At 58.5% G+C, this 21,572-nt stretch carries 23 protein-coding genes; 13 read left to right on the plus strand and 10 right to left on the minus strand.

Features of this window, described 5'->3' with window-relative positions:
- Nucleotides 1-5: 5 nt before the first annotated feature.
- Together WG936_RS01285 and WG936_RS01290 are read left to right on the plus strand one after the other, a co-directional pair.
- Nucleotides 6-2,015 (plus strand): PTS fructose transporter subunit IIABC, encoded by a 2,010-nt coding sequence (locus WG936_RS01285; RefSeq protein WP_339571899.1) that lies wholly within the window; start codon nt 6-8, stop codon nt 2,013-2,015.
- A 57-nt stretch (nt 2,016-2,072) separates the two neighbouring features.
- On the plus strand, nt 2,073-2,342 hold the full coding sequence (locus WG936_RS01290; RefSeq protein WP_339563399.1) for an HPr family phosphocarrier protein: 270 nt from the start codon (nt 2,073-2,075) through the stop codon (nt 2,340-2,342).
- A gap of 65 nt (nt 2,343-2,407) precedes the next feature.
- Here WG936_RS01290 and WG936_RS01295 read toward each other — a convergent pair whose 3' ends face one another.
- Together WG936_RS01295 and hflX are read right to left on the minus strand one after the other, a co-directional pair.
- Nucleotides 2,408-3,685 (minus strand): uracil-xanthine permease family protein, encoded by a 1,278-nt coding sequence (locus tag WG936_RS01295; RefSeq protein ID WP_339572025.1) that lies wholly within the window; start codon nt 3,683-3,685, stop codon nt 2,408-2,410.
- Nucleotides 3,686-3,746: 61 nt separating this feature from the next.
- Complete coding sequence (gene hflX / locus WG936_RS01300) at nt 3,747-5,267, minus strand: GTPase HflX (protein WP_445227748.1); 1,521 nt, start codon at nt 5,265-5,267, stop codon at nt 3,747-3,749.
- 96 nt (nt 5,268-5,363) lie between these two features.
- Here hflX and WG936_RS01305 point away from each other — a divergent pair, with 96 nt between their 5' ends.
- Nucleotides 5,364-6,110 carry a hypothetical protein gene (locus WG936_RS01305; RefSeq protein ID WP_339563397.1) on the plus strand — a complete coding sequence of 249 codons (747 nt, stop codon included), beginning with the start codon at nt 5,364-5,366 and terminating at the stop codon, nt 6,108-6,110.
- A gap of 61 nt (nt 6,111-6,171) precedes the next feature.
- Nucleotides 6,172-6,660 (plus strand): hypothetical protein, encoded by a 489-nt coding sequence (locus WG936_RS01310; protein ID WP_339563396.1) that lies wholly within the window; start codon nt 6,172-6,174, stop codon nt 6,658-6,660.
- On the opposite strand, the gene miaA is transcribed toward WG936_RS01310, so the two are convergent.
- Together miaA and WG936_RS01320 are read right to left on the minus strand one after the other, a co-directional pair.
- Nucleotides 6,657-7,586, minus strand: coding sequence for a tRNA (adenosine(37)-N6)-dimethylallyltransferase MiaA (gene miaA / locus WG936_RS01315; RefSeq protein WP_339571900.1), 930 nt, complete (start codon nt 7,584-7,586; stop codon nt 6,657-6,659). The two genes, WG936_RS01310 and miaA, sit on opposite strands and share 4 nt — an antisense overlap.
- Nucleotides 7,587-7,588: 2 nt before the next feature.
- Nucleotides 7,589-8,170 carry a hypothetical protein gene (locus WG936_RS01320; RefSeq protein ID WP_339571901.1) on the minus strand — a complete coding sequence of 194 codons (582 nt, stop codon included), beginning with the start codon at nt 8,168-8,170 and terminating at the stop codon, nt 7,589-7,591.
- A gap of 145 nt (nt 8,171-8,315) precedes the next feature.
- Here WG936_RS01320 and WG936_RS01325 point away from each other — a divergent pair, with 145 nt between their 5' ends.
- The gene (locus tag WG936_RS01325) at nt 8,316-9,671 is read left to right on the plus strand and encodes a DUF349 domain-containing protein (protein ID WP_339571902.1); all 1,356 of its coding nucleotides are present in this window, start codon (nt 8,316-8,318) and stop codon (nt 9,669-9,671) included.
- Nucleotides 9,672-10,772 (plus strand): GNAT family N-acetyltransferase, encoded by a 1,101-nt coding sequence (locus WG936_RS01330; protein WP_339571903.1) that lies wholly within the window; start codon nt 9,672-9,674, stop codon nt 10,770-10,772.
- Here WG936_RS01330 and WG936_RS01335 read toward each other — a convergent pair.
- Both WG936_RS01335 and miaB read right to left on the minus strand, forming a co-directional pair.
- Nucleotides 10,769-11,419, minus strand: a complete 651-nt coding sequence (locus WG936_RS01335; RefSeq protein ID WP_339571904.1) for an Rv2732c family membrane protein — start codon at nt 11,417-11,419, stop codon at nt 10,769-10,771. The two genes, WG936_RS01330 and WG936_RS01335, sit on opposite strands and share 4 nt — an antisense overlap.
- A 54-nt stretch (nt 11,420-11,473) precedes the next feature.
- Complete coding sequence (gene miaB / locus WG936_RS01340; protein ID WP_339571905.1) at nt 11,474-12,994, minus strand: tRNA (N6-isopentenyl adenosine(37)-C2)-methylthiotransferase MiaB; 1,521 nt, start codon at nt 12,992-12,994, stop codon at nt 11,474-11,476.
- Nucleotides 12,995-13,129: 135 nt separating this feature from the next.
- On the opposite strand from miaB, the gene gluA reads away from it, so the two are divergent.
- The 4 genes from gluA to WG936_RS01360 are packed head-to-tail and all read left to right on the plus strand — an operon-like array spanning nt 13,130 to nt 16,382.
- Nucleotides 13,130-13,858 (plus strand): glutamate ABC transporter ATP-binding protein GluA, encoded by a 729-nt coding sequence (gene gluA / locus WG936_RS01345; RefSeq protein ID WP_339563655.1) that lies wholly within the window; start codon nt 13,130-13,132, stop codon nt 13,856-13,858.
- Nucleotides 13,859-13,867: 9 nt separating this feature from the next.
- Nucleotides 13,868-14,743: a glutamate ABC transporter substrate-binding protein gene (locus tag WG936_RS01350; protein WP_339571906.1), complete on the plus strand. Its 876-nt coding sequence runs from the start codon at nt 13,868-13,870 to the stop codon at nt 14,741-14,743.
- Between the two features lie 13 nt (nt 14,744-14,756).
- Nucleotides 14,757-15,440, plus strand: coding sequence for an amino acid ABC transporter permease (locus WG936_RS01355; RefSeq protein ID WP_339563388.1), 684 nt, complete (start codon nt 14,757-14,759; stop codon nt 15,438-15,440).
- On the plus strand, nt 15,441-16,382 hold the full coding sequence (locus tag WG936_RS01360) for an amino acid ABC transporter permease (RefSeq protein WP_339563387.1): 942 nt from the start codon (nt 15,441-15,443) through the stop codon (nt 16,380-16,382).
- A 55-nt stretch (nt 16,383-16,437) separates the two neighbouring features.
- Here WG936_RS01360 and WG936_RS01365 read toward each other — a convergent pair whose 3' ends face one another.
- The 3 genes from WG936_RS01365 to WG936_RS01375 form a co-directional block, all read right to left on the minus strand.
- Entirely contained in the window at nt 16,438-16,974 is a 537-nt protein-coding gene (locus WG936_RS01365) for a regulatory protein RecX (protein ID WP_339572026.1), read from the minus strand.
- A 65-nt stretch (nt 16,975-17,039) separates the two neighbouring features.
- Nucleotides 17,040-18,167 (minus strand): recombinase RecA, encoded by a 1,128-nt coding sequence (gene recA / locus WG936_RS01370; RefSeq protein ID WP_339563386.1) that lies wholly within the window; start codon nt 18,165-18,167, stop codon nt 17,040-17,042.
- Between the two features lie 214 nt (nt 18,168-18,381).
- Nucleotides 18,382-18,588 carry a DUF3046 domain-containing protein gene (locus WG936_RS01375; protein WP_339563385.1) on the minus strand — a complete coding sequence of 69 codons (207 nt, stop codon included), beginning with the start codon at nt 18,586-18,588 and terminating at the stop codon, nt 18,382-18,384.
- Between the two features lie 218 nt (nt 18,589-18,806).
- Between WG936_RS01375 and WG936_RS01380 the strand changes: the two genes are divergently transcribed.
- From WG936_RS01380 to WG936_RS01390, 3 genes are read left to right on the plus strand one after another with little or no spacing between them, the layout of a single operon-like run.
- Nucleotides 18,807-19,346, plus strand: a complete 540-nt coding sequence (locus WG936_RS01380) for a biotin transporter BioY (protein ID WP_339563384.1) — start codon at nt 18,807-18,809, stop codon at nt 19,344-19,346.
- Nucleotides 19,347-20,036 carry an energy-coupling factor ABC transporter ATP-binding protein gene (locus WG936_RS01385; protein ID WP_339571907.1) on the plus strand — a complete coding sequence of 230 codons (690 nt, stop codon included), beginning with the start codon at nt 19,347-19,349 and terminating at the stop codon, nt 20,034-20,036. It abuts the gene before it with no gap.
- The gene (locus WG936_RS01390; RefSeq protein WP_339571908.1) at nt 20,036-20,647 is read left to right on the plus strand and encodes an energy-coupling factor transporter transmembrane component T family protein; all 612 of its coding nucleotides are present in this window, start codon (nt 20,036-20,038) and stop codon (nt 20,645-20,647) included. Before WG936_RS01385 ends, WG936_RS01390 begins: the two co-directional genes overlap by 1 nt.
- Nucleotides 20,648-20,698: 51 nt before the next feature.
- On the opposite strand, the gene WG936_RS01395 is transcribed toward WG936_RS01390, so the two are convergent.
- Entirely contained in the window at nt 20,699-21,517 is an 819-nt protein-coding gene (locus WG936_RS01395) for a PspA/IM30 family protein (protein ID WP_339563381.1), read from the minus strand.
- Between the last annotated feature and the right edge of the window lie 55 nt (nt 21,518-21,572).

Here is a 21,572-nt window from a genome sequence, read left to right on the forward strand (position 1 = left end):
AACTAATGACTGCTCAAGTAATCTCCACGGAGCTCGTCAGCCTCGATCAAGACTTCGGCACTACCGCCGGCGACGTGATCAAGAACATCGTAGCTACCGTCGCCACCGCTGGCAGGACTACAGCGCCCGAGGTATTGCAGGCTGATGCCGAAGCCCGCGAGTCAAAATCCCCGACTGGCTTCCGGGGTCGCATTGCTATCCCCCACTGCCGCACCTCAGCGGTTTCTGAACCGACGTTGGCCTTCGCGCGTCTTCAACCAGCTGCTGATTTCGGTGGCCCAGACGGCGACGCTGACCTCATTTTTCTCATCGCTGCACCTGAAGGCAGCGGGAAAGCACACCTGAAGATCCTTTCCACCCTCGCACGTGCATTGGTCAAAGATGAGTTCGCCGCCACCTTGCGCTCCGCTCAGACTGAAGCTGAGATCGTGGATCTGGTAAATGAGGTGCTGCACCCACAGCAGCAGGAAACGAAAGCTGCCCCTGCCGCTGGCGTCGACAAGCAGGTCACTCGCCTCGTCGCCATCACTGCTTGCCCCACTGGCATCGCTCACACTTATATGGCCGCGGATTCACTCACCCAGGCGGCCGGAAAGCGTGAAGATGTTGAGATCAACGTAGAAACCCAAGGTTCCTCCGCTGTCACCCCGCTGCCTGCCGACGTCATTGAAAGCGCCGACGCCGTCATCTTCGCCACCGACGTGGGAGTGAAAGACCGCGAACGCTTCGCCGGTAAGCCTGTCATCGAATCCGGTGTCAAGCGCGCCATCAATGAACCAGAGAAGATGCTGGATGAGGCCGTGGCCGCCGCTCAGAATCCGAACGCCCACCGCGTCAGTGGCACCACTGCTACAACAGACAGCAGCGAATCCGCCAGCAAGCTCGGCTGGGGCAAGCGAATCCAGCAGGCTGTGATGACTGGTGTGTCCTACATGGTGCCCTTTGTCGCCGCCGGCGGCCTGCTATTGGCCCTTGGCTTCCTCATCGGCGACTATGACATGGCCTCGGGGTGGAAGGAAATTGCCACCGGTTATTCCTTCAATAACCTGCCGGGCCATACCGTAGCTATCGACGGCGTCGACACCGAATTCCGCCGCGCCGGCCTCGCCCTCTACTTAGGCGCAGTATTGTTTGCCACCGGCCAGGCGGCCATGGGGTTCATCGTCGCTGCGCTATCTGGCTACACCGCATACGCACTTGCTGGCCGTCCTGGAATCGCACCGGGCTTTGTCGGCGGCGCCATCTCCGTCACGCTGGGCGCAGGATTCATCGGCGGTTTGATCACCGGTATCATGGCGGGCCTGATCGCGTACTGGATCGAGAACTGGAAGGTGCCACGCATCATCCAATCGCTGATGCCGGTGGTGATCATCCCGTTGCTCACCTCCCTGGCCGTCGGCCTGGTCATGTTCCTCTTCCTGGGCCGCCCATTGGCCGCCATCATGGAAGGACTGCAGACCTGGCTTGGTGGCATGGCAGGCAGCTCCGCCGTCGTCCTCGGTATCGTTCTCGGTTTGATGATGTGCTTCGACCTGGGTGGCCCTGTGAACAAGGCTGCCTACCTCTTCGCCACCGCCGGACTTTCCACCGGCGATCAAGCCTCACTGGAGATCATGGCCGCTGTCATGGCTGCCGGCATGGTGCCACCGATCGCGCTATCCCTGGCCACCTTCGTTCGGAAACAACTGTTCACCCCAGCCGAGCAGGAGAACGGCAAGTCCGCGTGGCTCTTGGGCCTGTCCTTCATCTCCGAAGGAGCCATCCCATTTGCGGCGGCGGACCCCTTGCGGGTAATCCCATCTATGATGCTCGGTGGCGCAGTCACCGGTGCCATCTCCATGGGGCTCAGCGCAGGATCTCATGCGCCACACGGCGGATTGTTCGTCTTGTTCGCCATCAACCCGGCATGGGCATGGCTACTTGCGATCGTCGTTGGCTCCTTGGTCTCAGCTGTCGCAGTTGTGGCAATGAAGCAATTCTGGCCCAATAAAGCAGTTGCCGCCGCTAACGCTTAACCTTAAGTTTTTCACTACACTTGCGGACAAACGCCCGCAATAGAAAGGACCGTGCACATGCACTCCACCACCGTAACCGTTGGATCCGCCGTTGGACTCCACGCTCGCCCGGCTACCATCATCGCTGAAGCTGCTGGCGAGTACGACGAGGATATCTATCTCGCGCTCGTCGGTGAGGATGACGAAGAGCCAACAGATGCTGCTTCTTCTCTGATGATCATGGCTATGGGCGCTGAGAAGGATGACCAGGTAGTGGTCTCCTCCGAAAACGCCGAAGCTGTAGAGAAGATCGCAGCTTTGATCGCCAAGGACCTCGACGCTGAGTAGTCCCACAGCATAAAAGAAATCCTAGGAACCGCATCGTTCCTAGGATTTCTTTTATGTAGCAACTATTAGCTGAAGCGTCCGGCGAGCCGGCCTTCCCCGATATGCAGATACAGCCAGCGCAGTATCGGATAGATCACGATGATGCCTGCTGATCCCCAGGCGATGCCTTCCAACTCGATGCCAAACACAGTGAGGGTGAGATTGCCGATGCCCGCGACTAAAGCCACAGCGGCGGCAGTGAGGTTAACCGGATCATTGAAGTTCACTTGGTTGTCCTGCCAGATGCGCACGCCGAGCATGCCAATCAAACCGTATAGAACGATGGTGGCGCCGCCCAGCACCCCAATGGGGATGGTGAAGATCAACGCACCGAACTTTGGGACGAACGCCAACATGATAGCGGTGAGCGCAGCGACCCAGTAGGCTGCCGTCGAATAGACCTTGGTTGCAGCCATCACCCCGACGTTCTCTGCATACGTGGTGGTACCAGAACCGCCGAAGCCACCGGCCAGAGTTGTAGCCAACCCGTCGGCGATCAGAGCATCGCCAGCGAGATCGTCTAAGTCGCGGCCGGTCATAGCAGACACTGCCTTCACGTGACCCACGTTTTCCGCCACCAGCACGATGATCACCGGCAGGGTGACCAAAATGGCTGAGATCTTGAACTCGGGGCTATGGAAAGTCGGCAGGCCGAACCACGCCGCCTGCCGGATGGTCTCAGCAGTGCCCTCAGCAAGGTTACCGGTCACCGCTGCGAACACCCAGCCAGTGATGACACCGATGAGAATTCCGAGCCGAGCGATCATGCCACGGCCAGCGACCGTTGCAACGAGGATCGCACACAGAGTAACCGCAGCAACCAAGGGCTGATCCCCAAAGTTCTTGGCAGCGGTTGGTGCCAGATTGAGTCCAATCAATGCCACGATTGCGCCGGTAACCGTGGGTGGCATAACTGCATCGATGACCCGCTTGCCGGCCACCTTTACCACCACGCCGATAGCAGAGAGTGTCAGGCCAGCGACCAAAACTCCGCCGATCTGAACACTGATCCCCTCAGCCTGCGTTGCCATGAGCGGCGCGATGAAGGCGAAAGAACTACCGAGATAAGACGGCAAGCGGTTGCGGGTGATCAGGAGGAAAAGTATGGTGCCCAGCCCTGAGAACAACAACGTAGTGTTGACCGGGAATCCGGTGAGAGTTGGGACCAGCAGCGTTGCCCCAAACATGGCGATAACATGCTGCATGCCGATGCCAATGGTGCGGCCCCAGCTGAGGCGTTCTTCGGGCGCAACTACTGCCCCGGGGTTGATAGTTTTCCCGTCACCATGGACGGTCCAGCGCATTAGTGTGCTCACGTCTAAACATTATGGGTGCTGCGTGGGCAATCAACCAAACGAGAGCTAGCTACAGGTCCGGTTCCACCACGAACTCGGAAAGCTCTGCGGCCAGGGATTGCGGGAGCCGGACGTCGAGAAGCGTGCCCGACTCGGTGTAGGTTTCCGACAGCACAGTGGCTTGAGTATGCAGCCGAGCGACAACATCTCCGCGAGTAAACGGCAACTGCAGATGCACATGTGCATCCAGTGAGTTTAGGAAAAGCTCGATGCGTGCCTGCAGCTCCGGGATCCCCTCACCGCTTTGAGCAGAGACAAAGACTGCCTGGTCAAGGGAGTGACGCAGCTCTGCCAAGGTCAGCGGATCCGCCTTATCGATCTTGTTGACCACAATGATCTCAGGTGGGGCTTCTACGCCAGACTCACGAACAATGTCAGTAATGACGACGTTCACAGCTTCGATCTGCTTCAACGGGAAAGGATCGCTGCCATCGACTACGTGCAACACGAGGTCCGCGTCCACTACCTCCTCGAGCGTGGAACGGAAGGCTTCCACAAAGGATGTCGGAAGATGGCGCACGAAGCCGACCGTGTCGGTGAAAGTAACGGTGCGGCCGTCGGCAAGCTCAGCGCGACGGGTGGTGGGGTCAAGGGTGGCAAACAGTGCGTTCTCCACCAACACGCCCGCGCCTGTCATTGCGTTAATTAGGGAGGACTTGCCCGCGTTGGTATACCCAGCGATAGCAATCTGGGGTGTGGTGCTAGAACGACGGCGTGAACGCTTTGTCTCACGCGTCGTCTTCATGGAGACGATCTCCTTACGCAGCCGTGACATGTCAGCGCGCAATCTACGGCGGTCAGCCTCAATTTTGGTTTCACCCGGACCGCGCAAACCAACGCCTCCATTGGAACCAGCACGACCACCAGCCTGGCGGGACAAATTGCCACCCCAACCTCGCACCCGGTTAATCAGGTATTCCATCTGGGCCAGCGCGACTTGCGCCTTGCCTTCTTTGGAGGTGGCGTGCTGCGCGAAGATATCCAGAATCAGCATCGTGCGGTCGATGACCTTAACGTTCAGCGCCTCTTCGAGCGCGATCAACTGACTCGGGCTCAGCTCGCCATCACAAATCACGGTGTCCGAATCGGTGGCAACGATGATGTCCTTCAGCTCGCGCACCTTACCCGAGCCGATGTATGTGCCGGAATCGGGCTTATCGCGCTTCTGGTACAGCACATCGGTGACCTCGGAACCGGCGGTTTCCGCGAGAGCGCGAAGTTCGGCCATGTTGGCCTCAATCTCCGCCGTCGTACCTTCTGTCCATACGCCGACGAGGACAACGCGTTCCAGGCGCAGCTTACGGTACTCAACGTCGTAGCCTTCGCGGTGCTCCGTGTCTCGGACCTGGCCGCCACGTGTGAGCTTACGACGCGCGTCACGAGCTTCTAGGTCTAGATCGCCCACAGTGGGAACGTCTTCCGCTACCGGAATCAGCTCGGTGAGATCCACGCCTTCGTCCACCGCGGCAACAGGTTCCCGGTGATCTTTAAAGGCGGCACTGAGTAGGTCTTCGTGATTGTTATTCGTCATTGCGTTCCATTGTGTCATGTCAACGGTTGTTGCAGCTAATACGCATCCGGCGGGGTATGTCCTTATCTCTTTGGCTAGCGGTTTAGACTTAAGGTCATGACACGTGATCTTTTGAGTATCGGCATGAAATTCGATCGTTGGCAAGATGCCGTAGAAGCGGCCATCGCATCTAAGAAACTCGAGGTTATCGGCGAAGTCCGCGACGGCCAGCTCATTGAGTTCACGGATGCTTCCGGGGCCCAGATGTTCATTTTGGCCGCCGAGCCCTTCACCACCTTCGCCGGCTTCAAGGCTGATTCAGTACACGATGCACACGTCAGCATGATCAATGACGTGCTGGCACTGTGTGACATTGTTAACGACGAGGGCTACCACCAGGTCTCCGTCGCCGCTAACCTCGCCCAGGGGCCACTGCTCGTAGAGGAGCCGACCCAGGAGTGGCAGCGGCTGCAGCTCTCCGCATTAGCAGTGGATGCCACTGTCTACTCTTCCGCAGCCGAAGCTTCGGCAGCAGGTGTCACCCCGGGCGAGATCCGGAGCAAGGGCGCGGAGATCATCAATTCGGGTTCTGCTGACCTACCTGATGCCTCCGCTATCCTCGCCGTGGAGATCTTTGGCGCCGCCCTGCGCACCAATGAGCTCACTGGTGAGCAGTTCCTGCATGCTGTGGCCACCTCACCATTCCATATCGACGTATGCCTGCCAGCCGGCGAGGTTCCCGCCGATGGCAGCGTGGTTGCTGGCACTTTCTTGCTCTCCGGGCAGATCAAGGCGCCCGCTGGCTGCGGTGGCGACGGCGGTTGCGGTTCCGGTGGTTGCGGCGGTGGTTGCGGCGGCCACTAGCGTGCCGACGCCCATGGCTAGCAACCTGGGCACATTCTGATACAGAAGGAGGTTGAGTGCTGTGCCAGTCTGGCTATTACTGCCGGTCTTAGCCGTCTGCCTCCTTCTGATTTGGCTGCTCAAGGTTCCGGGCCTCGTTCTATCCTTGGTTATCCTCGGCTTGTTTGCTAATGCTTATTCACGTCGAGCTGGGGCCGGGGAGCTCTCCGCAACACTGGCTGCAATTGAACTCAGTGCTCGCGACATTTCCGATGTCCTGGATGAATTTGATGAATTCTGCACCGGTGCCGACGCAGAGCAACTCGCAGATCGCACCCTACTGCGGCCCGCGCTGGCGGATAAAGACTGCACCGTACCCGCGATCGCAAGCTTTCACGAGGACTACGCCAACGCGCAGCGATACCTCCACCGCTTACCTGCCCGGCTGGCCGCACCGATGTCGCAGCACCAGGCGGCGCACCTGCTAGAAATCACTGACGAGCGCGCCGCAGTGCTACGACAAAGTTGGGTCGCAGCGCGCCGTGCGGCCCGCGAACTCGGCACGAATTAGTCGCGGTCTGAGTCAATCGCAGCGGGCGCGTTCTCCAGCACTTGCAGCGCCTGGCTGAGGGTATCCCCGGCAGCATCTAACCAGTGAGTCCTTTTGTCTCGGTTGAACCATGCCCGTTGGCGTCGTACATAGCGGCGGGTGCCGGTGATGGTCCGCTCAACGGCCTCTTCCCAAGACAATTCCCCCTCTTGCGCTGCCAGCACCTGCGCGTATCCAATCGCGCGGCCTGCTGTGGAATCCGAGACCAGCCCCTGGGAACGCAATGCGTCCACCTCTGCAACCAAACCGCGCTCGAACATCATGGTGGTTCGCCGCTCGATGCGCGGATTGAGCCATTGGCTTTCAGTGCGCAGTCCTAGCAAGGTAAGCCCCCAGCGCGGTGGCTTGTTGATCGGTGGCTGGCTGGCAGCGAAAGGCTGCCCGGTAAGCTCGATAACCTCTAGCGCGCGGACGGTGCGGCGCGGATCATTGTCCTCGATGATTGCTGCGGCGGCGGGGTCCACTGCTGCTAGTTCTGCGTGAAGGGCCGCTAGCCCAATTTCCGCCAGTTGTTTTTCATACTTGTCACGCACACTCGGGTCGGTCGGCGGGAACTGCCAGTCATCTACGAGCGACTGCAAATAGAGCATCGACCCGCCCACGAGAATTGGTGTTTTACCCCGGGCGATGATGTCCTCCGCGCAGACCAGGGCGTCATGTTGGTAACGAGCCACAGAAGCGGTCTCGGTCACGTCCCACACATCAAGCATGTGATGCGGGATGCCCTCTCGCTCTGCGACCGTCAGCTTGGCAGTACCGATATCCATGCCGCGGTACAGCTGCATGGAATCGACATTGATGATCTCCCCAGCGAAGCGATGCGCTAACGCAACCCCTAGGGCTGATTTTCCGGAGGCGGTAGGCCCCACCACTGCAATTGGCTTCATCGTCATTCCTTCCACCAGGCTACGTACCGGCCCACACCGTGAGCTTGGGAGCTTGCCACTACCTCGGCGTGTGCCGGTTTCAATTCACGCAAAGCGAGCCAGGTTGCTGGCTCTACTATTCCATCTGCCCGCAGCTCGGCAGAACTCGGCCACGCTACTGCGCCTCCACGCAGCACCTTTAGACACCATTCGTGACGCTGCTGCGCGCCTGGCAGCAGTGCCAGCGGCGCGGCTGCGCTCAATCCGGCCGGGCCATCGAGTGCGTACAGCACCAGTGTGTCAGTGGTGATAGCAACCGACTCGCCGACGGTAATCGGCAGCTCGCACCCTTTGAGCACATACCGCTGCACAAGTTCCGCCAGATGATTACCCGCACCGACATTGCACTGCGGGGCACCCCAGGCTCGAAAGCGCCCGGTGTGGGCGGTGTAGGAGCGCGGGTCCCTGCTACCAACCAGGCTTATCGACGTCACCGGGTACGCAGCACTGGTGGCGTCGATAAGCTCGCGGATGCTGCGCAGTAGGCGGGCGCTATCTGCGTCCCCGATCCCCAACTCGGGCACAAGCGCTGGTGAAGAGGGCATAAATATGACGGGCACCTCATCACTCTAGCGCGCGGAGTCGTTTTGTTAGTGGAGTATGCGCGGGCCCGGTACTAACCGGCTAAACTGAAAACCTAAGTTTCTATTGGCAGCCGTGTCGCGCGGCAAGACACCGAAGGACGTTCCCATGACAACTCCAACTCCAAAGCCTGGCCCACGCCCTGGGCCTCGACCTGGGCCACGCCCGGGTGCTCGCCCAGGAACACAGGCTGCGAAAGGTGGAACACCACCTGTGGTGCCAGTTGTTGCGACTTCGGTGACCACCAATGATCCAGCTAAGTGGGGTCGGATTGCGGACAACGGTGATGTTTTTGTCAAGACTTCTGCCGGCGAGCGGCTGATCGGTTCTTGGCAGGCCGGCACCCCTGCGGAGGGTCTTGCTCACTACGGCACGCGTTTTGATGACTTGGCAACCGAGGTTGAGCTTCTGGAAGCTCGCCTGATTGCTCATCCCGACGATGCCACGAACATCCGTCAGGCCGCCACTGACTTGAAGAAGACCTTGCCGGAGGCCGCTGTCATTGGAGACATCGCTGCCCTTGACGAGCGCCTAGACGCAATCGTCGCTTCTTCGGAGCAGGCCGGTGAAGCTGCCAAGGAAGCCAAGGCAAAAGCTCGCGAGCACGCCATTGCTCGCAAGGAGGCCCTCGCCACCGAAGCCGAAACCATTGGGGACAGCTCCACTGAGTGGAAGGTTGCTGGCGACCGACTCCGGGAGATCCTGGAGGAATGGAAGAGTATCCGCGGCATTGATCGCAAGACTGATGATGCCTTGTGGAAGCGCTACTCCCGCGCCCGTGACTCTTTCAACCGGCGACGTGGCTCCCATTTCGCCGAGTTGGATCGGGGTCGCGCCGCCGCTCGCAAGGCCAAGGAGGCCCTCGTTGCGCGGGCTGAAGAACTCAAGGACTCCACGGACTGGGCGGAAACCGCCCGTTCCTTCCGTGACCTGATGACGGAGTGGAAGGCTGCCGGCCGTGCACCGCGAGAGATCGACGACAAACTGTGGAATGCTTTCAAAGCCGCACAGGACTTCTTCTTCGATGCGCGTTCCGCAGTCAATGATGAACGCGATCGCGAGTTCCAGGACAACGCAGCAGCGAAAGACGCGCTGATCGCCGAGTACACCCCGCTCATAGCCCCTGACAAGGACCTTGAAGGTGCCCGTCGCAAGCTGCACGAGTTGCAGGAGAAGTGGGAAGGCATCGGTTTTGTTCCCAAGAATCGCATTCGCGAATTCGAAGAAAAGATCGGCACCTTGGAAAAGCTAGTGGCAGAGGCAGCAGATGCTCAGTGGCGTCGCACAGATCCAGCCGCACAGGCCCGCGCTGCCCAGTTCATCGAGCGTGTCAATGACTTCACCGCGCAGGCAGACGCAGCTGCAGCTGCCGGCAAGACCAAGAAAGCGGAAGAACTGCGTGCCCAAGCTGCCCAGTGGCAGGAGTGGGCCGACGCAGCCGTCAACGCGGTGGAAGACCTCTAAATGTTCTTAGCCCAACTAGCGGAGCCCAATCCCAGCGAAGAGCCGGCGGATATGCTCCGCTCTTTGGCATTAATGGCCAACTTCGCAGCGCAAGAAATCACAGGCCACACCGATGCCTCACGCGGTGTCAACGAGCTCTTCGACGCGCTCGCCAACCCTTCGCCGCATGCCCGCACAGTAGTCCTTGCCATGCTGCCGGAATCCGCACGCCCGCTGTGCCAAGCAGCAGCCGACAGCAACTCAATCCCGCTCCTGCCCTGCACCGGAACAACGCCGGACCCGGAGGCCCTTGGTTGGCTGATTATCAACCTCCCGCTCGCCGACAACACCCACACCATGGAATTGTCCATCGTCCTCGACGTGGAGCTACAACCGCTCCCGGGAGACTTAGCAGGTGCGGAAGCAGCGGAGGTCGTGCGCGCCCTACTGGAGGCAGCTGCCTCGCTTGCCCCGCGCTATGGGCGCACGGTGCTCCAGCTGTGGCAACAACACAGCCTGACTACTAATGATGCGCTGGCACCGCTCTTCCAGGACTGCGGCTTCGAACAAGCACTCACCCAAGTAGAAAGTGTGCTCAGTCTCCCCCTCCCCGGGAAAACGACGGACACAAAAACCTTAGGCTTTGCCAACGAGGACTTTCCGGAAGAGCTACTGCCGAGTGTGGCTGCGCTGTATCAGCAGGCCTCTGCCGATCAACCCTTCGGAATGCTGCTCGTCGAAGAAGCCCCGTGGGATGAGTCACGACTGCAGGAAGCGACCTCGCACTTTCGCTCCTTGGGCACCAGAAACTACCATGCCCTAGCATTGTCCCCAGCGGGGCAGGTCTGTGCGTTGTCCGAGGTCTGGATCCACGAGGGATTCTCCGCAGAGGTTGCAGTGCAGGGCTTGACGTATGTGCTTCCCGAGTATCGCGGTCAGGGCCTCGGCGAAGCGCTAAAGCGCCGCGCCCTAGCCATCCTGCAGGAATCCTGCCCCAGCGTGCAGCGAGTGTATACCGCTGTGGCAACAGAAAACGCTGCCATGCTTGCGCTCAATCGCAAACTCGGCAGCGTTCCGGTGGGCTATGCCAGCGCGTGGCAGCGCAAGCTTGAAAACTCTTAGTCAGTAGGCTGCTGATCCTGTCCGGCAGCCCCAGCGCGACGTTCCGCGCTGCGTGCCCGGCGGTCGTCGATAGGCGCGCCGGTGGCGTTCTTGTTCTCCGCCATCTTCGAAAGCTGCACCTTAGCCACGGGATCGAGCTCGACTTGCTTACGCCGCTGCGCTGCGATCTCTTCCTGTTCATCGCTGACCAGGGTGACTACGTTGTAGAGGCCATAGACCACCAACAACACGGCGAGAGCCGCCACAATCAACCCGGGTCCCGGACCGTATCCTTGATCGCGGGTCTGTCGCATCCAGATTGCGAAGATGGAATAGAACATCGAAATTCCGGAGAAGAACCACGCTACCTGCGCAATCCGGGTGGACTTCAGAAAGTATGCTGCCCAGGTCAGCGCCGCTGGCCCCAGCGCACAGAGCAACACAAAGGCGCGTTCTGGCACTGCGATGCCATAGTCAACAGAGCGCTGTGAAAATAGTGCGATATCTAGGCCAGTGATGTTACCGGTGTAAGGCAGAAACCAGCTGACCACGATGATGAGTGATCCGGCGAACAAGGGCACTCGGTACCCAGACATGTCCAGCCGCCGGGCAGCTTGGCGCTCCTGCTCCGCCAATTCTTGCGCACTATTTTCCGCTGAATCACTCACTGCTTTGCTCTTCCTGACTTCTTGGAGATATTGCTTTAGGCTCGTCTATCCAACTTAGTGGCTGGAGCAGCATCCTTGGGTGGCCGGGGTTGGCTCGATACCCACGCCAATCTTCGGCAGCCCTAAGGTTACGCCGATGGGGGCAGTAGTCGGGACCCGGCCCGCCGCCGACATATCCCCTGCTTTAGTACGCCGGTGTGTGAGAACCCCATCATCGGCGATCAGGAAGTACGGGGCCGCGCCGGTCAGTTGTACGGTCACCACATCGCCCGGTCGAATCTCGCTCTCAACATTGCCCTGGGGCGCGAAGTGCACTAGGCGGCCATCTCGGGCCCGGCCAGTGAGGCGATTCGTCTGATCATTCTTACGGCCACCGTCCGCCTGTACCAGGAGTTCTACTTCCGTCCCCACCAGGTTTTCGTTTTCTTCCCGGCAGATCCGTTCTTGGAGTTCAAGGAGGCGTTCATAGCGTTCCTGCACCACTTCCTTCGGAACCTGACGTTCATACTCCGCCGCTGGGGTACCCGGACGCGGGCTGTACTGGAAGGTATAGGCACTGGTGAAACGCGCCTTTTCGACGACATCGAGGGTGGCCTGGAAGTCTTCCTCGGTTTCCCCTGGGAAGCCGACGATGATGTCTGTGGTGATCGCGGCATGCGGAATTTTCGCGCGCACCTCATCAAGGATTCTCAAGAATTTTGCGGAACGATAGGAGCGCTTCATTTCCTTGAGTACTTTGTCCGAACCGGACTGCAGCGGCATGTGCAGCTGCGGACAGACGTTAGGTGTCTCTGCCATTGCGTCAATGACATCCGAGGTGAATTCCGCTGGGTGCGGGCTGGTGAAGCGCACGCGCTCCAGGCCCTCGATGTCCCCGCAGGCGCGTAGCAGCTTAGAAAAGGCAGAGCGATCTCGCTCCAATTCGGGGTCAGCAAAATTGACACCGTAGGCGTTGACGTTTTGCCCGAGCAGCGTCACTTCGGACACCCCCTGGTCCACTAGCGCTTGCACCTCGGCGAGGATTTCCCCCGGCCTGCGATCTACTTCCTTACCGCGCAGGGAAGGCACGATGCAGAAGGTGCAGGTGTTGTTGCAGCCGACGGAGACGCTGACCCAGCCTGCGTAGGCGGACTCGCGCTTCGCAGGTAATACGGAGGGAAATTGCTCGAGAGAGTCGACGATTTCTACCTGCGCTTTGTCATTGTGAGCGGCTCGCTCCAACAGCACGGGCAGGGACCCGATGTTGTGCGTGCCAAAGACAACGTCCACCCACGGCGCTTTGCTCACCACGGTTTCTTTGTCCTTCTGCGCGAGACAACCGCCTACGGCGATCTGCATCCCCGGGTGGTTGTCCTTGACGCCTTTAAGCGTGCCGAGGGTGCCATAAAGCCGCTTATCAGCGTTCTCTCGTACCGCACAGGTATTAAACACCACTAGATCTGGTTCATTGCCGTCGGGGACCGGAGCATATCCTGCTTCCTCGAGCAGGCCGGACAGCCGTTCGGAATCGTGCACATTCATTTGGCACCCGAAGGTCCGGACCTCGTACGTTTTAGTATTTTGTTGCTCCAACACGGTAGCTCAGTCTAGTGCGGCGCGGGTGGGATCCTAAATCGGGTATGGCCAGCTCCCGAGCGGGGTTACTTTCCACTTTGAATGTGACGAACACTACTCTATAGTTGTGCCATGACTAGTGACCTACAACACCCAATGATCTCCATGAAGGGCGTCAATAAGTACTTCGACGACTTCCACGCTTTGAAAGACATCAACCTGGAAATACCCAAAGGCCAGGTTGTCGTCGTCCTCGGCCCCTCCGGTTCCGGCAAGTCCACGCTGTGCCGCACTATCAACCGGCTCGAGACCATTGATGAAGGCACGATTCACATCGACGGCACGCTGCTGCCTGAAGAAGGCAAAGACCTCGCCAAGCTGCGTGCCGACGTCGGCATGTGTTTCCAGTCCTTCAACCTCTTTCCACACCTCACCATCAAGGAAAACGTCTCCCTTGCGCCTCGCAAGGTTCGCAAGATGAGCAAGGTGGAAGCGGACAAGCAGGCCCTCAAACTCCTGGAACGAGTTGGGATTGCGGCACAGGCTGAGAAATACCCGGCGCAGCTTTCCGGTGGCCAGCAACAGCGCGTTGCCATCGCCCGCGCCCTGGCCATGCACCCACACATCATGCTTTTCGACGAGCCAACCTCGGCCCTCGACCCGGAAATGGTCAACGAGGTTCTCGAAGTCATGACCGACCTGGCCAAGGAAGGCATGACCATGGTCTGTGTAACTCACGAAATGGGCTTCGCGCGCAAGGCCGCACATCGGATTCTCTTTATGGCCGATGGTGCCATCGTGGAAGACAGTGACCCAGAGTCCTTCTTCAACAACCCACAGTCTGATCGCGCCCAGGACTTCCTCGGCAAGATCCTCGGACACTAGGGGCCCGCTATGAAACTATTTCGATCTTGCGCGGCAGCCATAAGCGCCGCAGCATCGCTGTTCGCATTGGCTGCCTGTGGCAGCTCAGAGCCACGCAGCGTCTTAGACAGCATTCAGTCCGGCGAAGTGATCCTGGGTACCAAATATGATCAGCCGGGCCTCGGTCTGCGGCACCCCGACAAATCCATGTCCGGCCTCGACGTCGATGTGGCCACCTACGTGGTCAACTCGATCGCAGCGGAAAATGGTTGGCAGCAGCCACACATCACGTGGCGCGAGACGCCATCGGCACAGCGCGAGACGCTGATCAAGAACGGCGAGGTAGACATGATTACCGCGACGTACTCAATCAACGCTAACCGCGCTAAAGCCGTCGATTTTGGCGGACCTTACCTCACCACACATCAGGCCTTACTTGTCCGTGAAGAGGATGATTCCCTCAACCAACTCACTGACCTTGCCAACGGCCGCAAGCTCTGCTCCGTGACCGGCTCTACCCCAGCGCAAAAGATCAAGGCCGAGTTGCCGGGTGTCCAGTTGCAGGAATATGACTCCTACTCTTCTTGTGTGGAAGCTCTCCACCAGAAGAAGGTAGACGCCCTGACCACGGATGCCACCATCCTCTACGGCTTCGCCGCGCAATACGACGGCGAGTTTAAGGTCGTCGAAATGAATAAGGCCGACGGTAAACCGTTTACCAACGAGCGTTACGGCATTGGTCACGCTAAGGGAGACAAAGCCTCCACCGAAGCCATCAACAAGGCCTTGGAGAAGATGTACAGCGACGGCTCCTTTGACCGTTTTCTGAAGGAAAACTTGGGCGATGACGCTCAGGTTGTCGAGCAGGGTAAGCCAGGCGACCTGTCGTTCCTGGACGCCAAGTAGTTAAGGGGAACACATGGACACCTTATGGACCGATCTGGAGCCCAAACTCATCTTGGCGTTTTGGGTCACTATCAAACTGACCTTCTTTTCTGCCATCGGCTCAATGCTGCTTGGCACGATCTTGACCGCGATGCGCGTCTCGCCTGTCGCCTTCTTACGCTCTATCTCCACCGCCTACATCAATATCGTTCGCAACACCCCACTGACACTGATCATCCTGTTCTGCTCCGTGGGCTTGTACCAGAACCTAGGCCTGACTTTGGCGCCGGAGAACGACAACTTCATTAAGAACAACAACTTCTGGCTCGCTGTATTGGGATTTGTGTTGTACACCTCGACATTTGTGGCTGAGTCCCTGCGTTCGGGCATCAACACAGTCCACTTCGGTCAAGCAGAGGCAGCTCGTTCCCTGGGATTGACCTTTCCGCAGATCTTCAGTTCCGTGATCTTTCCCCAGGCACTGCGCGCAGCTATCGTGCCCCTGGGCAACACACTGATCGCGCTAACGAAGAATACGACCATCGCCTCAGTCATCGGTGTTGCGGAAGCCTCGCTGCTGATGAAGTCCACGATTGAGAACCACGCAAACCAGCTGTTCTTGGTATTTGGAATCTTTGCGCTGGGATTCATCATTCTCACCCTCCCGATGGGTCTTGCCGTCGGCTCGCTCTCTAACCGATTGGCGGTGAAGAAGTAAATGTCTTCTGTACGCGCAACAGTCCTTTATGATGCCCCCGGCCCCAAAGGTCGTCGATTCAACATCATCATCACCATCGCTACTTTGCTGGCGGCCTTGGCCGTCGCAGCTTGGGTGATCAACATTTTGCACGTCAACGGCCAGTTGGCCGCTGATAAGTGGACCCCGTTCCTGAAGTCCACTACTTGGACGACGTATCTGCTGCCAGGCCTGTTTGGCACACTAAAGGCCGCCGTGGTTTCCATCATCCTCGCCTTGGCTATGGGCGTGGCACTCGGACTTGGTCGACTTTCGGAGAGCGCCATCGTGCGGGGCTTCTGCGGAATAGTCGTAGAGTTCTTCCGCGCCATCCCAGTGCTCTTGTTGATGATTTTTGCTTACCAGCTCTTTGCCAAGTACGCCGTCTTCCCATCCTCCCAGCTGGCGTTCGCGGCAGTTGTCTTCGGCTTGACCATGTACAACGGTTCCGTGATTGCAGAGATTCTGCGTTCCGGCATCAAGTCGCTGCCGAAGGGGCAGGTGGAGGCCGCCCGTGCCCTGGGCATGTCCCATCGCCAAACCATGTGGTCCATCCTGTTGCCACAGTCGGTTGCAGCAATGCTGCCGGCAATTATCTCCCAGATGGTCATCGCGCTGAAGGACTCTGCCCTTGGGTACCAGCTCGGCTACATCGAAGTGGTCCGCAGTGGCATGCAGTCTGCGTCTTACTACCGCAACTTCCTTGCCGCGCTGGCAATCACGGCCATCGTGATGATCATCATCAACTATGCGCTCACCACGCTGGCAGAGCGCATCGAACGCCAGCTCCGCGCTGGTCGTGCCCGTAAGAACATTCTGGCCAAGGTTCCGGAGCACCCATCGCAGGGTCTGGAAACCAAGGACAACGTGAATGTGGACTGGCACGACCCAGCGCACAAGGACCTCCGGCCGATCACCGAATAGTCCTTTTAAGTGCCGATGCCCCACCGCAGGAATTGCGGTGGGGCATCTTCAATTTTTAGCGTAGTTCTTGAACGCGCTCGTCGAGCACCTGCTTAGCGATGCTGAAGCTCATAGATTCGCCATAGCCACGCCTGGCCAGCTGTCCTACTACCCTACGGAGCAGCTTGTCGTATTCTTTGCGGTCATTCGGCGCTGTCCGGATGGTGCGAACTTTCTTCAGCGCTAGGTCGCGCGCCATGCGGGATTCGTCTTCGTGGTCGATGCCTTCCAGTGCCTGTTCGCGAAGTTCCGGCGCAATCCCTTTGGCGATGAGTTCTAGCTCGAGAGCGCGCCGGGATTTCCCGCGTGCATGATGCCGTTGACGCACCCATTCTGCAGCAAAGACTTCATCGTTGAGCAGGTCGCAGCGCACGAGGTCTGCCACAACGTCGGAGACCAAGGCTGGTTCAAACTCCGCGGCAAGCAGGCGCTGCCTAAGTTCATGGATCGACCTGGCCCGCTGATCTAGCAAGAGCAAGGCACGATTGCGCACCCGCGCCTTGTTCTTTTCGTATTCTGCGTCGAATAAGGGCTCTGCACCAAGGTCTGCCATGCTCTCGCGCAGAGCCGCGATCTTCTTCGCGTTGCTGTCATGCTGGTTCACTGTGCGAAAGGCGGCTATTTCTCCGCTGCAACATCGTCTTCGATGTCAAGGTCATCGAAGTCAACGTTCGGGATTACATCGATAGGCTCATCTGAGAGCTGATCTTGTTTATCAGCGTATTTGCCGAAGCCGATCTTCTGGTAGATCTTATCCTCCAGTTCGTCGGCAAGATCGGGATTTTCCTTGAGGTTGATGCGCACTTTTTCCTTGCCCTGCCCGAGTTGTTCCCCTTCGTAGGTGAACCAAGAACCGGACTTCTTAATCACGCCGTTTTCCACTGCGAGGTCAATGATGGAGGATTCCCGGGAAATGCCCTCGCCGTACATGATGTCAAACTCGGCAATCTTGAATGGTGGTGACACCTTGTTCTTCACCACTTTGAGGCGGGTCCGGTTACCGATTGCGTCCTGCCCGTCTTTGAGGGTTTGGATACGACGGACGTCGCAACGCACGGAGGCGTAAAACTTTAGCGCCTTACCGCCGGTGGTGGTCTCGGGAGACCCAAACATCACGCCGATCTTCTCACGCAGCTGGTTGATAAAGATGGCGGTGGTGCCGGAATTATAGAGCGCACCAGTCATTTTGCGCAGCGCCTGCGACATCAAACGTGCCTGAAGACCGACGTGAGAATCACCCATCTCACCTTCAATTTCCGCCTTTGGAGTCAATGCGGCAACAGAGTCAATAACGATGATGTCGATGGCACCGGAGCGCACCAGCATGTCCGCAATCTCCAGCGCCTGCTCACCGGTGTCCGGCTGGGAGACGAGTAGCTGGTCCGTATCGACGCCCAACTTTCGGGCATAGTCGGGATCGAGCGCATGCTCAGCGTCAATGAAGGCGGCAATTCCGCCCGCGCGCTGCGCCTGCGCCACTGCGTGCAAAGCCACAGTGGTCTTACCGGAGGATTCTGGGCCATAGATTTCCACCACACGGCCTCGGGGAAAGCCACCAATGCCCAGCGCAATATCGATCGAGGTATTTCCAGAAGAAATCACCTGGATAGGCGGGCGGGAGTCGTCGCCGAGCCGCATAACAGCGCCTTTGCCAAAGTCCTTCTCGATCATTGCCATCGCGGCATCGAGGGCCTTTTGCTTATCGCCGCCGGCACTAGGGCTTACTTTAGACTTCTTGGTTGCCATGTTGAAATTCCTTCTAATGAGCTAGAAAATATTTATCCGTCTATATAATTAGACTGCTTTACCCCGCCAAAAGGTTGCATTGGCTTTTCGGAAACCATCTTGTCAGCGGCTAAGCATTGAACAGGTCTGAGCATAACCATCCCGGCGGACACGTTCCCATAGTACACAAACGGGTGTTCGATTGCAGTTCAACATGTGGCGTGCCGTCACCCACTCAGTAATCCTCGCCCAGCCAGCGACTTTGTGGAACTTCGAAGTCTCGACAGAGGGCCCACCAAATCCTTCGCATATCAACGCCTTGTTCGAGAAGTTGTGCAGGAGTTGCGCCGTATTCGGCCAGCACATGAGATGACACATGCTGCCTGCCAAGGACAGGTCCAAACTCATCCGCCACGAGTTGGTGAAACTGGGCTAATCGCATGCGTCAAACGATAGCGCAGGCGGAAAAGATCTAGGCACTGTACGCGCAAAAATCGCTGAGCAATATCGATAGCTAACCCACCCTGTTGCTACAGTAACTAACTGTATCCGATCACTGAACGGCGTTTAACGCACTAAAGATCGCGACAGCCCTATTTCCATTGGCCCAACTCCCGAAGGAGGAGCCCCGTGAGCGGTGCTTCATCATCAAATTCCAGCATGCGCGACCTTGCCTACATCGCGGTATTCGCCGCCTTGATCATCGTCTTCGCATTCGTTTCCATCCCCGGTGCAGCGGGCGTGCCGATCGTGCTTCAAAACGCGATCATCATCCTCACCGGCCTAGTGCTCGGCCCTAAACGCGGCGTTGCGACGGCGCTACTGTTCCTCCTTCTTGGCCTCATCGGATTGCCTGTCCTTGCCGGCGGCCGTTCCCTACTTCCCGCCCTTGCTGGTCCGACCGTAGGCTACATCGTCGGCTACGTCATTAGCCCCTTCGTTGCCGGTCTGATTGCCTACCGCCCAGCAGCCTCCAAAGCCGCCCGCACCGTGATACTCAGCATCGCAGGTTTTGTGGCATTGCTCGTCCAGTACGCCTGTGGTGTCGTTGGCCTGATGATCGTGGCGCACATGACGGTGAGTGCCGCACTCACTGCGCAGCTCCCCTTCATCCTCCCCGACGCAATCAAGGTGGCAGTAATGGTGGCGGTAGCTTCCGGTGTCCACGCAGCCTTCCCAGATCTCATCCGCCGCAAGTAGATGTCACACATCCACTTCGATCAGGTCAGCGTCAACTTTGATGAGCGTCACGTTCTCCAAAACATCAACCTAGAGCTTCCCGAACGCCGTATCGGCATCATCGGCGCCAACGGAGGTGGCAAGTCCACTCTCATCCGGTTAATCAACGGGCTGGGGGAACCGAGCAATGGCCGCGTGCTTGTCGACGACATGGAAGTTTCAACCAATGCCCGCGCGATTCGGCGCAAGGTTGGCTTCGTCTTCTCGGACGCAGAGAACCAAATCATCATGCCAACGGTCGCGGAGGACATCGATTTCTCCCTCCGGCGACTAAAGCTATCCAAGCCGGAGCGCCAAGCCCGCGTCGATGACATCCTCGAGCGTTTCGGACTCTCCAGTCACCGAAATGCCTCGCCACACACGCTCTCAGGTGGACAAAAGCAGCTCCTAGCCTTGGCAGCCGTGCTCGTGATGGAACCCGAAGTGATCATCGCCGACGAACCGACTACCCTGTTGGATCTGCGCAATCGAAATAAGATTGGCGCGGTATTGGCAAAGCTGCCGCAGCAACTGATTGTGGTTACGCATGACCTGGAATTCCTCCGCGGCTTTGATCGGGTGCTGTGCCTCGACGGCGGCGCGGTGGTAGCTGACGGCACACCCGAACTGGCGATCAGCCACTATGTCGACCTAATGACTAAGGCCCACTAATGCCCACCGTGCCCCTCGGCGTATACGTGCCCGGCGACTCGCTCATTCACCGCGCCCGACCCGGCTGCAAGTTCGGTGCTCTCATGGCGTTCATCCTCTGTACGTCTATCTTCATCAAGAGTCTCTCCTGGGCGCTAGCCGCTTTGCTTTTGCCTTTGCTTGGTTACGTCCTCGCAAAGATTCCAGTTCGAGTTGCTTGGCAACAGCTGTGGCCAGCGGCGCCGATCTTGCTGATGCTTTTTGGGTTTCAGTGGTGGCAGCTTGGATTCGCTGCGGCCGCAGTAATCGTCCTGGTCATTTACGCAGCAATTGCAGCAGCTACCCTGCTCACACTGACTACTAAAATCAGTGCGATGATGGATGCCATCGCTGCAGCGCTGGAGCCGTTGCGCCGCTTCGGAGTCCCAGTGGACAGCATTGTGCTTGCCGTGAGCCTCACCATCAGGCTGATCCCGCTCCAGCTCGCCACGGTTTTGGCGGTACTCGATGCCCGCAAAGCGCGGGGCGCAGACTTCTCATTGCGGGCCCTCGGCACTCCGGTGCTGATTCGCTCGATCAAGCGTGCCCGCGACATCGGCGATGCCCTTATTGCTCGTGGCGCCGGGGACTAACGCAAAAATCCCGGTTCCACAGAACCGGGATTACTTGCTGTGTGGTGCGGATTACTCGCCGCGAAGCTCGCGCATCTTCTGAGCAACAGCGTCGTCAGCGGCGGAGTTGCCACCCGTAATGGACTGCTGTGGCTGACCGGAGGTCAGTTCACCGGACATTTGGGCGCGAATCTGCTCAAGGCGGGAGTGTCCAGCCATCTGGACGCCTGCCTGCTCAACTTCAGCCATGCGACCCTCGACGGAGTTCTGTGCCAGCTCAGCCTGGCCAAGGGCATTTGCGTAGCGACGCTCAATCTTCTCTCGCACCTGATCCAGATTCGGGGTGTTACCGGAGGCAGTCAACGAGTTCATGGACTTGATGGAATCCGAGACCTTCTCCTGCATCTTGGCCTGTTCCAACTGGGACAGCAGCTTGGTGCGCTCGGCAACCTTCTGCTGCAGCTGCATTGCATTGCGCTCCACAGCCTGCTTGGCTGCTGCAGCCTGCTGCAAGGCCTGATCGTGCAGCTGCTTGGTATCTTCCACAGACTGCTCCGCGGTAACCAGCTGCGCAGCAAAAGCTTCGGCGGCATTTTCGTACTCGGTTGCTTTAGCTGTGTCGCCGGCTTCTCGAGCCTTATCGGCGAGCTGGAGGGCCTGACGGGTGTTGCCCTGGAGCTTTTCAATGTCCGCCAAGCGACGGTTGAGCTGCATCTCCAGCTGACGCTGGTTGCCGATCACTGCGGCGGCTTGCTGAGACAGGTCTTGGTGCTGACGCTGCGCATCCTCAATCGCCTGCTGGATCTGAACCTTAGGGTCAGCGTTCTCCTCAATCTTGGAGTCGAACAGCGCCATCAAGTATTTCCATGCCTTGACGAATGGATTTGCCATGAGAGTAAACCTTCCAAAGTTGTGATCAGGCACTTAAGCCCAATTATTTTCAATG

Source organism: Corynebacterium sp. H127 (assembly GCF_037482665.1).
Taxonomy (GTDB): domain Bacteria; phylum Actinomycetota; class Actinomycetes; order Mycobacteriales; family Mycobacteriaceae; genus Corynebacterium.